The sequence below is a fragment of the Salegentibacter sp. 24 genome, assembly GCF_004362395.1.
Classification (GTDB): Bacteria; Bacteroidota; Bacteroidia; order Flavobacteriales; family Flavobacteriaceae; genus Salegentibacter.
The window spans coordinates 1-13,332 of record NZ_SNWE01000021.1; the positions used below are offsets into that span (position 1 = coordinate 1).

The window sequence follows — 13,332 nt, forward strand, 5'->3', positions numbered from 1 at the left end:
GGGTAAACTAAGGAACCGCCGTATACGAGAACCGTACGTACGCGTGGTGTGAGAGGACAGATAGGGAATTAATCCCTATCTTCCTACTCTATTTACATTTTATTCTCACTTGATATTTTTCAAATAGTAATTAGAAGGTTGAGAAGCTTTATACTCCAACTTTGTTACATTACATTGGATTACTTCTTTTTCTGCTGCTCAATCTCTTCATTTTTCTTGCGCATTGCTTCGCCAATCTGATTTGAAGCGGTAAATGATGCCACCATATTATTGAGCATATCGCTTCCTGCCTGGGGGGAATTTGGCAATAAGATAAGGTTACTATTGGTTTCTTCACCGATGGCCTGCAAAGTATCATAATGTTGTGTAACAACAATTAAAGCTGAAGCTTCCTGCGAATTAATCCCAACATTATTCAAAACATCTACGCTTTCTTCAAGGCCTCTAGCAATTTCTCTTCTTTGATCTGCGATACCCTGACCTTGGAGACGTTTACTTTCAGCCTCAGCTCGTGCCTTAGCTACAATACGTATTCTTTCAGCTTCACCTTCGTATTCAGCAGCCACTTTCTCACGTTCTGCTGAATTTATTCTGTTCATAGCATGTTTTACCTGCTCATCCGGATCAATGTCCGTTACAAGCGTTTTAATGATGTCGTATCCGTAATCCTGCATAGATTCATTGAGCTCACGGTTTACAGCGATGGCAATATCGTCTTTTCTTTCAAAAACATCATCTAATATCATTTTAGGAACTTCAGCTCTTACCACATCGAAAACATACGAAGTTATTTGATCTGACGGACTTTCAAGTTTATAAAATGCATCGTAAATATTAGTTCTTATAACCTGGAACTGGACAGAAATTTTCAACTTAACAAATACGTTGTCCTTGGTTTTGGTTTCTACTAGAACATCTAGTTGTTGGACTTTTAAATTGATCCTTCCTGCTATTTGATCGATTATAGGGATCTTTAAATGTAATCCGGAATTTTTGATACTTTTAAATTTCCCGAACCTCTCAAGAATCGCTGCTTTTTGTTGGCGAACCGTGAAAATTCCACTGAAGAGTATAACAAAAGATAATACTATTAAAATAGATATAATAACGTAGCTAAGCATATTTTATCGAATATGAGTTGATTGTATACCAAGATAGTGAAACTTTGCTTAGCGCTCTGCTTTACATAAAACAAAAAAGGCTATTTGAAGAGATAATTTCAACCCTTATTGAGGCTAAGAAACAATATCTGTATCAGACTGCTGCCTTGCCGGTGTAAGCCTACTTCCAAATTAAAAATAACCTGCTTTTATCAGTATAGGTCCAACAAATTAGCCTAAAGTATTTATCGCATTTTGTAGTCGGGAAATGGTTTCTTCCTTTCCAATCATTGCGGCAATTACATAAAGATCGGGACCCTGCATAGCACCCACCAGGGCTAATCTAAAAGGCTGCATAACTTTTCCAAAACCAATTCCTTTTTCCTCTATCCAGGTTTTAACTCTAACCTGCAATGCTTCGGCTTCAAAATCTTGCTGTTCCTTTAAAAGATCTATTAATTCCTGCATTATTTCGGAAGTTCCTTCTTTCCAGGATTTTTTAGCATTTTTTGGATCGTATGAAGTAGGGGCAACGAAAAAGAAATAACCCTGTTCCCAAATATCGTTTACAAAAACAGCACGCTCTTTCATTAATTTCACTACTTCTAAAACGTAGGCTGAAGAGGCTTTTATTTCTTTTTTCTGAAGAATATATTCCAGTTTTTCAGCGACTGGTTTTTCATCAGCTTCGTGCATATAATGCTGTTGGAACCACTTGGTTTTCTCAGGATCAAATTTTGCTCCACCTTTATGTACACGGCTTATTTCAAAAGCTTTAACCAGTTCGTCCAGCTTAAAAAATTCCTGTTCCGTACCAGGGTTCCAACCCAAAAAAGCAAGCATATTGATAACGGCTTCAGGAAAATATCCATCTTCCCTATATCCAGTAGAAATTTCTCCGGAACTGGGATCTTTCCATTCTAAGGGAAATACCGGAAATCCTAGTTTATCACCATCGCGTTTGCTTAATTTTCCTTTTCCCTGTGGTTTTAAAATTAGTGGCAAATGAGCAAATTTAGGAGCATCCCAACCAAAACCACGATATAACATAAAATGAAGTGCCAGTGAAGGCAACCATTCTTCTCCACGAATAACATGGGATATTTGCATTAAGTGATCGTCCACAATATTAGCCAAGTGATAGGTAGGCATTCCGTCACTTTTAAACAAAACTTTATCATCTAAGGTGCTGGTGTCAATTTCCATATCCCCGCGAATTTCATCTTTAATATGAAGCTTTTCGTCCTTAGGTGATTTAAACCTGATAACGTAATTTTCATCAGCATCTAATTTTTCTCTTACTTCATCCTCAGATAACGAAAGAGAATTTTGAAGTTTTTCCCGGTTATGCCAATTATAAATAAAGGTCTTGCCTCTTTCTTCGTGGTCTTTTCTATGGGCATCTAATTCATCAGCAGTATCAAAGGCGTAATAGGCGTGGTCAGATTTAATAAGTTGTTCGGCATATTTCCGGTACATATCTTTACGTTCACTTTGCCGGTATGGGCCATAATCTCCTTCTTTGCCGGGACCTTCATCAAAAGCGATTCCACACCATTCAAGGGATTCAATGATATAATTTTCGGCACCTTCTACATAACGGTTTTGATCCGTATCCTCTATACGCAATACAAAATCACCCTTGTGTTTCTTGGCAAACAAATAATTATATAAAGCTGTTCTTACTCCGCCAATATGCAATGGGCCTGTTGGACTTGGAGCAAAACGTACGCGAACTTTAGCAGACATATCTAATTTTATTTTTAGTGGCAAAGATACAACCTTATTAAACGAAACCTAATGTGTAGATTACCAATCCCGCAATAAATTACTCCGGTAAAATTATTGTATTTTTAATCCTCAATTATGGATAATTACCTACAGATTAAAAAACGACTGGAAGCTTTTATCAGGAAATTTCACCTGAATAAATTGCTTAAAGGGCTTGTTTTATTTTTAACCATTGGCCTTCTTTATTTGTTGGCAGTTTTGGCCATTGAATACTTTTTATGGTTGGATCCTTGGAGCCGTACTTTTCTATTCTGGATGTTTATTGGGGTAGAGGTGATGCTTTTGATATACTTTATCCTGTTCCCAATAGCCAAGCTTTTTAAAATGTCTAAGGGAATTAATGAGGAAGAGGCTTCAAAAATTATCGGTTCTCACTTTCCCGAAGTAAAAGATAAATTATTGAATATCCTTCAGCTCAAAAAGGATGGCCCAAATTCTGAATTATTACTGGCTAGTATTGAACAAAAATCGGCCGAATTAAATAATATTCCTTTTACCCGAGCGGTAGATTATAGAGAGAGCGGTAAATTTTTAAAATATGCTTTATTTCCCATAATGTTAATTTTAGGACTCTTAGTTACCGGTAAAATTAATCTGGTGGCCGCGCCCTTGGAACGTCTGACCAAATACAACATCGCTTTTGAAGCTCCGGCACCTTTTAGTTTTGTAATTATGAATGATTCTCTGAAAGCTACGGAGAATTCCGCCTTTAAAATTTTGGTGAAAACCGAAGGTAAATTAACTCCCGAGAAGGCTGAAATTTCTTATAACGGACAAACTTATTTTTTGAAAGAGATTGCTCCAGGTAATTTCGAATATGATTTTAAACGACTTCGAAATGATGTCAAATTTAACCTTGGAGCTAACGGAGTTTCTTCAAAAACATATATCCTGGAAACACTGAAAATCCCCAAGCTTTTAAACTTTACTATGGTGTTTGATTATCCTGATTATATTGGAAAAACATCCGATAGTTTGAGCGGAACTGGTAATGTGAATCTCCCGGAGGGCACAGAAATTACCTGGCGTTTTAATACCAGGAATACTGATATTATTAATTTTTCGACCAGTAATTCATCGGTAGATATTCCTGCTGAAAGCTTCGGTTCCCAGTATTCCCAGGCAGTCAATTCTCGTTTCAATTATCGTGTGAGTACTTCTAATAATACATTTAAGGATTTTGAGGCTCTTAATTATTCGGTTAGTATGATTAAAGACGAGTATCCACAAATGGAAGTTCAACAGAAACTGGATACCATAGATAATAGTACCCAATATTTCTACGGTAAAATTTCTGATGATTACGGCCTAAAGCGGTTAAACTTAGTTTATTACATTGATAGTAAACAAGATAGCATCAATAAAAAGCAAATTTCAATTACCAATGAAACTTTTGATGAGTTTCATTATACGTTTCCAGGGGATTTGAATTTAATCCCTGGAAAAACCTATAATTTCTATTTTGAGCTATGGGATAATGATGCCGTAAACGGTTCAAAAAATACTAAAAGTGTAGTTTTTAGTTTCAAAAAGAAAACTGCCGAAGATATTGAGGAAGAAAAGCTGGAAGAACAAAAGCGATCCATTGATAAATTAGGGGAAAGTTTAAGTAATATTAAATCCTCTCAAGAGGAATTGAATGAATTAAACCGCATACAAAAAGAAAACAAAAACTTCGATTATAATGAGCGCAGAAAGCTGGAGAATTACATAGACAGACAAAGGCAGCAAACTGAAATGATGCGTGAATATTCGGAAAAATTAAGAAAAACCCTTGAAAGTAAAAAAGAGTTTGATTCAAATCCTAAAGATAAGGAGCAATTGAAGATACGTTTAGAAAGAACAGAAGAACGCTTAAAAAAAGATGAGCTTTTACTGGAGGAATTACAAAAAATGGCAGAAAAGATTAAGCGGGAGGAATTAGGACAGAGGCTCGAAGAATTATCAAAAAGGAATCAAACTGAGGAGCGTAACCTGGAACAGCTTTTAGAATTGACTAAGCGTTATTATATTGAAGAAAAACTACAAAAATTAGCTGAAAATCTTAAAGGGCTGGCTGATAAGCAATTGAAATTGTCAGAATTTTCTGATAATAAATCTTTAAAGGAGCAGAAGGAGATCTCAAAGGAATTTGAGCACCTTCGAAAAGAATTGAGAATGCTTGAAAAGGAAAATGGAGAGTTGAAAAAACCTACTGAATTTCCTGTAGATAATGTAGCAGAAGAATTTATTCGAAAACAATTGGATGAAGCTGAAAAGAATCTAGAACGAGGGGACGAAAGAAGAGCAAATGAGAACCAGAAAGACGCTTCAAAGCAAATGGAAGAACTCAGTGCAAAAATGCAAAAGCGTTCAAACCAGCAAAGCCTTGAATTGTTAAAGGCTAATATTGAAAGTCTACGACAAATACTTGATAATTTAATTACATTTTCCTTCCAACAGGAAGAACTCCTTAAAGATTTTAATGAGATAGAAATCAATAATCCACGGTATGCGGTCAAACTCATTCGACAGAATGATTTGCGTAGCAATTTCAGACATATCGATGATAGTTTGTATACTCTTGCTTTAAGTAATCCAATGATTACAGAGGATATTACCAAAAGCTTAACGAACATTGAATTTAATATTGAAAAATCACTGGAGCGTCTTGCTCAAAACGAACTTCCTCAAGGTACGGCCAGCCAACAATATGTGGTAACCGGTGCCAATGATCTTGCATATATGTTGAGTAGGATTTTAACCATGATGGAACGACAGGCTAATCCAAAAATGGGAAGAGGTAAGGGGCAAAAGTCGGAATTTCAACTGCAGGATATTATAAAAGAGCAGCAGAGTATCATTAAGGAATTTCAAAAAAGAAGTAAAGAAGAACGTGTTAATCCTACTCAAGGAAAAAAACCTGGTGAAGGAATGGGAGAGGAGGAAATGAAAAATCTTTTTGAGATTTATAAAAATCAACAACAAATAAGGCAACGTTTACAAGAGTTAAATATGAAAAATTCTTCACAGGAAGATAGACAACTTGAAGAACAAATTAAAAAAGTAGAAGATCAGATGCTAAATAAAGGGTTTGATCGTTCTGTCCTTAAACAATTACACCAACTCGAACAGGAGTTGTTGGAATTTGAGAAAGCTCGTAATATGCAGGGAAAAAATAATAAACGGAATTCGAAAACCAATTATGAAATCTTTGATAACCCAGCTAAAGCTCAAAGTATTAAGGCTAAAGAATATTTCAATTCTATTGAAATTTTAAATAGACATAGCTTACCTTTGCGCGAAATTTATAAACAGAAAGTTAAATCTTATTTTGAGCGAACAAATAATTAATTTTTATTCCGAAAATGATTTTGAATTAGAAGATGAAAATTCTTTTTACAAATGGATCCTGAAAATAATTGCCTCTGAAGGGAAACACCTTGGTGAGCTGAATTATATATTTTGTGATGATCATTATTTGTACAAGATTAATTTAAAATTTCTTGAACACGATACTTATACTGATATAATTTCTTTTGATAATTCGGATGGAGATGAACTGTCTGGTGACATTTTTATTAGTATAGATCGTGTTAAGGAGAATGCTATGGATTATAATGTAGATTTTTCTGACGAACTTAAACGGGTTATGAGTCACGGAATTCTGCATTTGTGTGGATATGGTGATAAAACTGAAAGTGAAGCCAAAGAAATGCGACAGAAGGAAGAAGAAAAGATTGCATTGTTCCACGTGGAACAATAAATTAAGAAAGAAGGTTTTTATGTTCGAAAGTGAATACGATGTTATTGTAGTGGGAGCCGGTCACGCTGGTAGTGAGGCCGCTGCCGCAGCTGCAAATTTAGGTTCTAAAACCTTATTGGTAACTATGAATCTTCAAAATATTGCGCAAATGAGTTGTAATCCCGCGATGGGAGGAATTGCCAAAGGCCAGATTTTGCGTGAAATTGATGCCTTGGGGGGATATAGTGGTTTGGTAAGTGATACCAGTGCTATTCAATTTAAAATGCTTAATAAATCAAAAGGGCCGGCAATGTGGAGTCCTAGAGTTCAGAGTGATCGAATGATGTTTGCCGAGCATTGGAGGCTTAGATTGGAACAAACTCCAAATCTTGATTTCTATCAGGAAATGGTAGCAGGACTTATTATGGATGGTGACAGAATTACGGGTGTTAAAACTTCATTAGGATTAGAAATCCGAGCTAAATCCGTTATACTTACCAATGGAACTTTTTTGAATGGCTTAATTCATATTGGAGATAAAAATTTTGGAGGTGGTAGGGCAGGAGAAAGAGCTGCAACCGGAATTACCAAGGACCTAGTCGACTTAGGATTTGAGTCTGGAAGAATGAAAACAGGTACACCGCCAAGGGTTGATGGTAGGTCATTAGACTATTCTAAAATGACGGAACAACCAGGCGATGAGGAGCCATCTAAGTTTTCCTTTTTGGACCAAACCCAGGCTTTGAAGAAACAAAGGTCTTGTTATATGACCTATACATCTCCAGTGGTACATGAAATTCTGAAAGATGGGTTTGAAAGATCACCGATGTTTAATGGTAGAATCAAAAGTATTGGACCACGTTATTGTCCGAGTATTGAAGATAAAATAAATCGATTTGCCGATAAAGATCGCCATCAACTTTTTGTAGAACCAGAAGGTTGGAATACCGTTGAGGTTTATGTAAATGGTTTTTCTACCTCCTTGCCTGAAGATATTCAATTTAAAGCTTTGCGCTCAGTTTCCGGATTTGAAGGGGTTAAATTTTTCAGACCCGGCTATGCTATAGAATATGATTATTTTCCACCTACACAACTAAAGCATACTTTGGAAACCAAGTTAATTGACAATTTATATTTTGCCGGACAAATAAATGGTACAACCGGATATGAGGAAGCTGCATGCCAGGGAATAATGGCTGGAATAAATGCGGCATTAAAGGTGCAAGAGAAGGAAGAGTTTATTATAAAGCGGAATGAAGCTTATATTGGGGTGTTGATTGACGATCTTATCACTAAAGGAACGGAAGAGCCTTATAGGATGTTTACATCCCGTGCTGAGTACCGAACTTTGTTGCGCCAGGATAATGCGGATTTTAGGCTTACTGAACGTTCCTATAGAATAGGCCTGGCTGGTGAGGATCGTATGCAGAAAATGTCGGAGAAAAAAGACAAATCATCTAATTTTGTCGAATATCTACGAAATAAAAGTGTTTCTCATAAGGATTCCAATCCGGTTTTGGAAGCGAATAATTCCGCGCTGATGAAACAAAGTGATAAAATTTTTAAAATATTTTCACGTCCTAATATTTCTATGAAGGATATTAGAAAATTTCCTGGGGTGGAGGAGTATATTCAAGAGAATAATTTAAATACTGAGATTTTGGAGCAAACGGAAATTCAAATAAAATATTCGGGATATATTGAAAAGGAAAAGAATAATGCTGATAAACTCAATAGACTAGAAGATGTCAAAATACCGAAGGATTTTGATTATTCAAGAATCAAGTCCATGTCCTTTGAAGCACGTGAGAAACTGAATAAGATTCAACCCACTTCTATCTCACAGGCTTCTAGAATTAGCGGGGTAAGCCCAAATGATATTTCTGTTTTGTTAGTATATATGGGGCGATAAAATTGCAACGTTCCACGTGGAACAAAACGGTTCTATATCGCGATTTTGAATTTATTTTTTAAAATAAAACCCTACGGGTTTAGAGAAAAGATCATCTTGTGTGAAAAATTTTGACTTGTTAAAAAGCATTTCTGTGGCCTTTTAAATATGGTAATTGTGAATTCTAACAATTCATTGCCTCCACATAAATCCAACTTTTCAGTTAAAGTATGCAATCAAGTTGAATAGGTAATATATATTGATTTAATCCTTCTCAAAAATTCATCTATGCCTGATAAAGAATTTTATTTAAATTGTAAAGATCATTTGGTGTCGGGTGAGGAATTTCGTTTAGTAATGCGAAGCGATTTTGAAATTTTACAAACACTTCCGGTGCCCAAAGACCTATCAATTTACTATGATAGTGAAAACTATATTTCCCATACCGATTCCAAAAAATCTTTTACCGATAAAATATATCGAGGGGTAAAAAGGTATATGCTCGCTGAAAAGTTAAAATGGATTTCTCAAGTTTCAAGCGGAAAAAAAATTTTAGATATTGGAGCTGGGACTGGAGATTTTTTAATTGCTGCAAGGAATAAAAATTTTAAAATTTCTGGAATAGAACCAAATGCTGGTGCAAGGAAGTTGGCGTTAGAAAAAGGTATAAAATTGCAGCCAGATTTATCATTCTTTAAAGGAAATAGTTTTAATGTCATTTCTATGTGGCATGTTTTAGAACATATTCCCGATTTAGATTTTCAATTAAACGAATTATATCGGTTACTGGAACCAAATGGGATTGTGGTAATTGCCGTTCCAAATTTTAAAAGTTTTGATGCAAAATATTATAAAGAAAATTGGGCAGCTTATGATGTTCCAAGACATCTTTGGCATTTTTCCCAAAATGGTATTTCAGAATTATTTATGAAATATAATTTCAGGAAGCTTCAAACCAAACCACTTTTTTTCGATTCTTTTTACGTGAGTTTGCTTTCAGAAAAAAATAAAAATGGAAATGCTAGCCTTATAAAGGCTTTTAATATTGGTTTAAAATCAAATATAAAAGCTCGAAATACCTCAGAGTATTCTTCGCTAGTTTATTTTTTTCAAAAATGCTAAAAAACGCATTTTAAGGATATTTAAGGGAATTTCATTAGTAATATTAGCTGTTGGACTGTTCAATCTGAGAAGTGGTAGGAGAGACCTTCTAATTAAGTCAAAAATTATTGCTAAAACTTATTGAAAATTAATTTAGTATAGAATAGCGCTATTTCTGTTTTTTATTAAATTTTGCTTTACCTCGAAAATTTAACTTTCTTACATTTGTGATAAACAAACTCTAATTATGATGAAAAAACTTTTAATGATTTTTATGGTGGCTTTATTTTTAACTTCCTGCGACCAAGAAAAAACGGCTTATGTAGATACTTCTAAATTGATTCAGGAATACAAGGAAATGGAGGAGGTAGAGGCTGAGTTTTCTGCAAAATCTGATTCCGTAAAGCAACAACTGGATTCTGTAGCACGTGCTTTCCAGCAGGAAGTTCAGGCTTACCAGCAAGAAATGAATAGCCTGTCTCAGGCAGAACGCCAGGAAAAAGAACAGGCATTAATGCAACAACAACAGAGAATCCAACAGCAACAGCAAATGCAGGGTAATATGCTCAGAAAGCAAAGTGATGCTGTAATTGATTCTATTGTGAAAAAAGTAAAAGATTATGTTGCTGAATACGGTCAGGAGAAGGGTTATACCTATATTTTTGGATCCAATGAATCAGCAAATATTATGTACGCAAAAGATGGGAAGGATATTACCCAGGAAATCCTTGACAATTTAAATGAAACCTACAAGCAGAACTAATTGCATTTTATTTTCTGTTTCAAAATAAGCTTTTTCAAAATCGATTTGAAAAAGCTTATCTTTTTTTAGGACATTAAATAAACACCAAAAATTACCACAATAAAATATCCGGTTAATGTAAAAGCTCCCGCGTAATCTTTGGCAATTCTTTGCCCGAATAATAACATTAGAAGCGTCACAGCTGCCAAAATGCAAGTATAGAGTGCCATTGTCGGATCATTATAACCAAGTAACCAGATTATTCCTAGAATTGCTCCAATTCCTGTTATTATTTCAATTATCATGATAATACCAACCATTAAGGGCACTTGCCCTGCAAGAATGGTTTGTGAAAAATGATCTTTTAACCAGCCAATATTTCCTTTCCAATCCCCGGCTTTGTCTATTCCAGATTGTAAAAAAGTGATAAGAATAAAAAGCAAGATTAAGATTTCAGTAATATTTGCGTAGAGGTTTTCCATAATTTTATGCGGCTTTTTTATGTAAATATCGGGTTAATCTAATGGAAAGATCGGTAAGAATTATTTTCGCATTTCCATTTCGTTCAATATGGTAAATAGCTTCTTCAAGTGCATTAATAATATCCTGAATATTATTCCCGTGAACAAAGGGCGCGAATTTTTCCAGCTTAAATCCCGGCGTTACTGGTTCAAGATATACCAGGTTTTCTGCCTTATAATTGAGCATTAAAGCCTGCCTGAAAAACTCAATACAATACAATAAAAAGCTTTTTTGAGTTTCTCGTCCCATGGCGGCTATTTCCTCACTCCAGGAAATAAGCTTCAGAACCGTAGCTCGATTCCCTTTTGCCTTAAATGCTGTACGCACCCAGTTAATAAACCATGTTTCAAATTGTTGGTCTCCACTATCTTTTTGTAATAAATGCAAAGCGCGAGTATAACTTCCGTTCGCTTGGTGGGCAATTTTTAAAGCTTCTGACTGACTACAATTTTGATTTTTTTCTAAAAATGCTGCAATTTCATCTTCCGGTAGAGGTGGAAAATGGAGTTTCTGACAACGTGATCTAATGGTTTGTATAATTTGCTCTTCATCTTCGGTTATGAGAAGAAACAGCGTATTATTAGGTGGTTCCTCTATTAATTTTAATAGTTTATTGGCGGCGGCGGTGTTCATTTTCTCAGCCATCCAGATAATCATAATTTTAAAACCACCTTCATACGATTTCAAAGAGAGAGATTTCACCACTTCCTGCGCTTCATCCACTCCAATTTGACCTTGTTTATTTTCGATTCCCAATTTTTGGTACCATTCAAATAAACTTCCGTAGGGCGTGTTTTTTATAAATTGTCGCCATTCTTCTAAAAAGTGAGAAGAAACTGGGTGTTTTTTAATTTTCTGATTTGCAGCCACCGGGAAAGCAAAATGAAGGTCGGGATGTGCCAGTTTTTTAAATCGTTCATTACAATTTTTGTTTTCAGCTATATTCTCTCCCTGCTTGTTTTTACAAAGTACGTATTGCGCATAAGCGATTGCAAGTGGCAAAGTGCCACTACCGCTTTTCCCGATAAATAACTGTGCATGTGGCACTCGACCATTGTCGGCAGTAGTTATTAGGTGTTTCTTTAAATGCTGTAATCCTATTATTTCTTCAAAAAGCATAAGCAAATATAAAATTTATATACATCTTAATGTCTTCGGAAAAATTTATATTTGTAAATAGCGTATACTTAATAAACGCCGATAGAGCTTAAACTTAACCAACTAAACCAGATTTTGGTTTTAAAAAATGAAATGAAAATGAAGACTTTAAACGATTTTAATTTTAAAGACAAGCAGGCATTAATAAGAGTTGATTTTAATGTGCCTTTGGATAAGGACTTAAAGGTGACAGATGCCAGTAGAATTGAAGCTGCCAAACCAACAATAATCAAAATACTGGAAGACGGTGGGAGTGTAGTGTTAATGTCTCACCTTGGAAGACCCGAAGGTAGCGAAGATAAATACTCTTTAAAAAATATAGTAAAGAAAGTTTCAGAAGTTATTGGGGTAGAGCCGAAATTTGTGAATGATTGCGTTGGGGAAGAAGTTAAAAACGCAGCTGATAATTTAAAACCCGGGGAAATATTATTGTTGGAAAACCTTAGATTTCATAAGGAAGAAAAAGCGGGCGATGAAGATTTTGCAAAACAACTTTCGGAACTTGGCGACATTTATGTAAATGATGCGTTTGGTACTGCTCATCGCGCCCATGCTTCTACCACTATAGTAGCCAATTATTTTGAGAATAAATGTTTCGGATACTTATTGGAAAAAGAAATTAAAAACCTTGATAAAGTTCTTCATAGTAAAGAAAAACCTGTGACCGCGGTTTTAGGAGGTGCTAAGGTTTCATCTAAAATTACAGTAATTGAAAATATTCTGGATAAGGTAGATCACTTAATTATTGGTGGTGGAATGGCTTATACTTTTATACTTGCTAAAGGCGGAAAAATAGGAACTTCCATCGTAGAAGAAGATAAACAGGAATTAGCTTTAGAAATTCTTAAACAAGCTAAAGTTAAAAATGTAGAGGTACACCTGCCAGTGGATTCTATCATTGCAGATAGCTTTTCCGAGGAAGCTACTACCGATACTACTAAAATAACCGAAATTCCTGATGGTTGGATGGGACTTGATGCAGGCCCAGAAAGCATCAAAAATTTTGATGCGGTGATACAGAAATCAAAAATTATACTTTGGAATGGACCATTGGGAGTTTTTGAAATGGATAAATTTTCTAAAGGAACTATTGCTTTAGGAAATTCTATTGCTAAAGCAACTAGCAATGGCGCCTTTTCCTTAGTTGGCGGAGGAGATTCTGTGGCAGCCGTTAAGAAATTCGGTTTTGAAAATAAAGTAAGCTATGTTTCTACCGGTGGAGGTGCCATGCTGGAAATGTTAGAAGGAAAATCATTGCCGGGGATTGATGCCATCGGTAAATAAAACGTACTAAAATCTTAGA

Annotated in this window: 10 protein-coding genes; 6 read left to right on the forward strand and 4 right to left on the reverse strand. The window is 35.3% G+C overall.

From position 1 onward, the window contains the following. Positions 1–179 precede the first annotated feature (179 nt). On the reverse strand, positions 180–1,121 hold the full coding sequence (locus tag DET49_RS14105) for an SPFH domain-containing protein (protein WP_133548781.1): 942 nt from the start codon (positions 1,119–1,121) through the stop codon (positions 180–182). Between the two features lie 210 nt (positions 1,122–1,331). After that, complete coding sequence (gene gltX / locus DET49_RS14110) at positions 1,332–2,849, reverse strand: glutamate--tRNA ligase (RefSeq protein WP_133548783.1); 1,518 nt, start codon at positions 2,847–2,849, stop codon at positions 1,332–1,334. 117 nt (positions 2,850–2,966) lie between these two features. Here gltX and DET49_RS14115 point away from each other — a divergent pair, with 117 nt between their 5' ends. The 5 genes from DET49_RS14115 (at position 2,967) to DET49_RS14135 (ending at position 10,370) form a co-directional block, all read left to right on the forward strand. After that, entirely contained in the window at positions 2,967–6,224 is a 3,258-nt protein-coding gene (locus tag DET49_RS14115) for a hypothetical protein (RefSeq protein ID WP_133548785.1), read from the forward strand. Further along, a complete protein-coding gene (gene ybeY, locus DET49_RS14120) occupies positions 6,217–6,636 on the forward strand; it encodes an rRNA maturation RNase YbeY (protein ID WP_133548901.1) in 420 nt (139 codons plus the stop codon). Before DET49_RS14115 ends, ybeY begins: the two co-directional genes overlap by 8 nt. A gap of 19 nt (positions 6,637–6,655) precedes the next feature. Next, the gene (gene mnmG / locus DET49_RS14125) at positions 6,656–8,527 is read left to right on the forward strand and encodes a tRNA uridine-5-carboxymethylaminomethyl(34) synthesis enzyme MnmG (protein WP_133548786.1); all 1,872 of its coding nucleotides are present in this window, start codon (positions 6,656–6,658) and stop codon (positions 8,525–8,527) included. Positions 8,528–8,794: 267 nt separating this feature from the next. Continuing rightward, positions 8,795–9,628 carry a class I SAM-dependent methyltransferase gene (locus tag DET49_RS14130; RefSeq protein ID WP_133548788.1) on the forward strand — a complete coding sequence of 278 codons (834 nt, stop codon included), beginning with the start codon at positions 8,795–8,797 and terminating at the stop codon, positions 9,626–9,628. A gap of 226 nt (positions 9,629–9,854) precedes the next feature. Beyond that, positions 9,855–10,370, forward strand: a complete 516-nt coding sequence (locus DET49_RS14135; RefSeq protein ID WP_317130328.1) for an OmpH family outer membrane protein — start codon at positions 9,855–9,857, stop codon at positions 10,368–10,370. A 65-nt stretch (positions 10,371–10,435) separates the two neighbouring features. On the opposite strand, the gene DET49_RS14140 is transcribed toward DET49_RS14135, so the two are convergent. Both DET49_RS14140 and DET49_RS14145 read right to left on the reverse strand, forming a co-directional pair. Further along, positions 10,436–10,831 carry a DoxX family protein gene (locus DET49_RS14140; protein WP_133548790.1) on the reverse strand — a complete coding sequence of 132 codons (396 nt, stop codon included), beginning with the start codon at positions 10,829–10,831 and terminating at the stop codon, positions 10,436–10,438. Between the two features lie 4 nt (positions 10,832–10,835). Then, positions 10,836–11,990, reverse strand: coding sequence for an ATP-binding protein (locus DET49_RS14145; protein ID WP_133548792.1), 1,155 nt, complete (start codon positions 11,988–11,990; stop codon positions 10,836–10,838). Positions 11,991–12,128: 138 nt separating this feature from the next. Here DET49_RS14145 and DET49_RS14150 point away from each other — a divergent pair, with 138 nt between their 5' ends. Then, positions 12,129–13,313 carry a phosphoglycerate kinase gene (locus tag DET49_RS14150; RefSeq protein WP_133548794.1) on the forward strand — a complete coding sequence of 395 codons (1,185 nt, stop codon included), beginning with the start codon at positions 12,129–12,131 and terminating at the stop codon, positions 13,311–13,313. Positions 13,314–13,332: the final 19 nt, after the last annotated feature.

Coding starts and splice junctions, on each gene's coding strand:
- DET49_RS14105 (WP_133548781.1), bottom strand. CDS start 1,121: ATGCTTAGCTACGTTATTATATCTATTTTAATAGTATTATCTTTTGTT.
- gltX (WP_133548783.1), bottom strand. CDS start 2,849: ATGTCTGCTAAAGTTCGCGTACGTTTTGCTCCAAGTCCAACAGGCCCA.
- DET49_RS14115 (WP_133548785.1), top strand. CDS start 2,967: ATGGATAATTACCTACAGATTAAAAAACGACTGGAAGCTTTTATCAGG.
- mnmG (WP_133548786.1), top strand. CDS start 6,656: ATGTTCGAAAGTGAATACGATGTTATTGTAGTGGGAGCCGGTCACGCT.
- DET49_RS14130 (WP_133548788.1), top strand. CDS start 8,795: ATGCCTGATAAAGAATTTTATTTAAATTGTAAAGATCATTTGGTGTCG.
- DET49_RS14135 (WP_317130328.1), top strand. CDS start 9,855: ATGATGAAAAAACTTTTAATGATTTTTATGGTGGCTTTATTTTTAACT.
- DET49_RS14140 (WP_133548790.1), bottom strand. CDS start 10,831: ATGGAAAACCTCTACGCAAATATTACTGAAATCTTAATCTTGCTTTTT.
- DET49_RS14145 (WP_133548792.1), bottom strand. CDS start 11,990: ATGCTTTTTGAAGAAATAATAGGATTACAGCATTTAAAGAAACACCTA.
- DET49_RS14150 (WP_133548794.1), top strand. CDS start 12,129: ATGAAGACTTTAAACGATTTTAATTTTAAAGACAAGCAGGCATTAATA.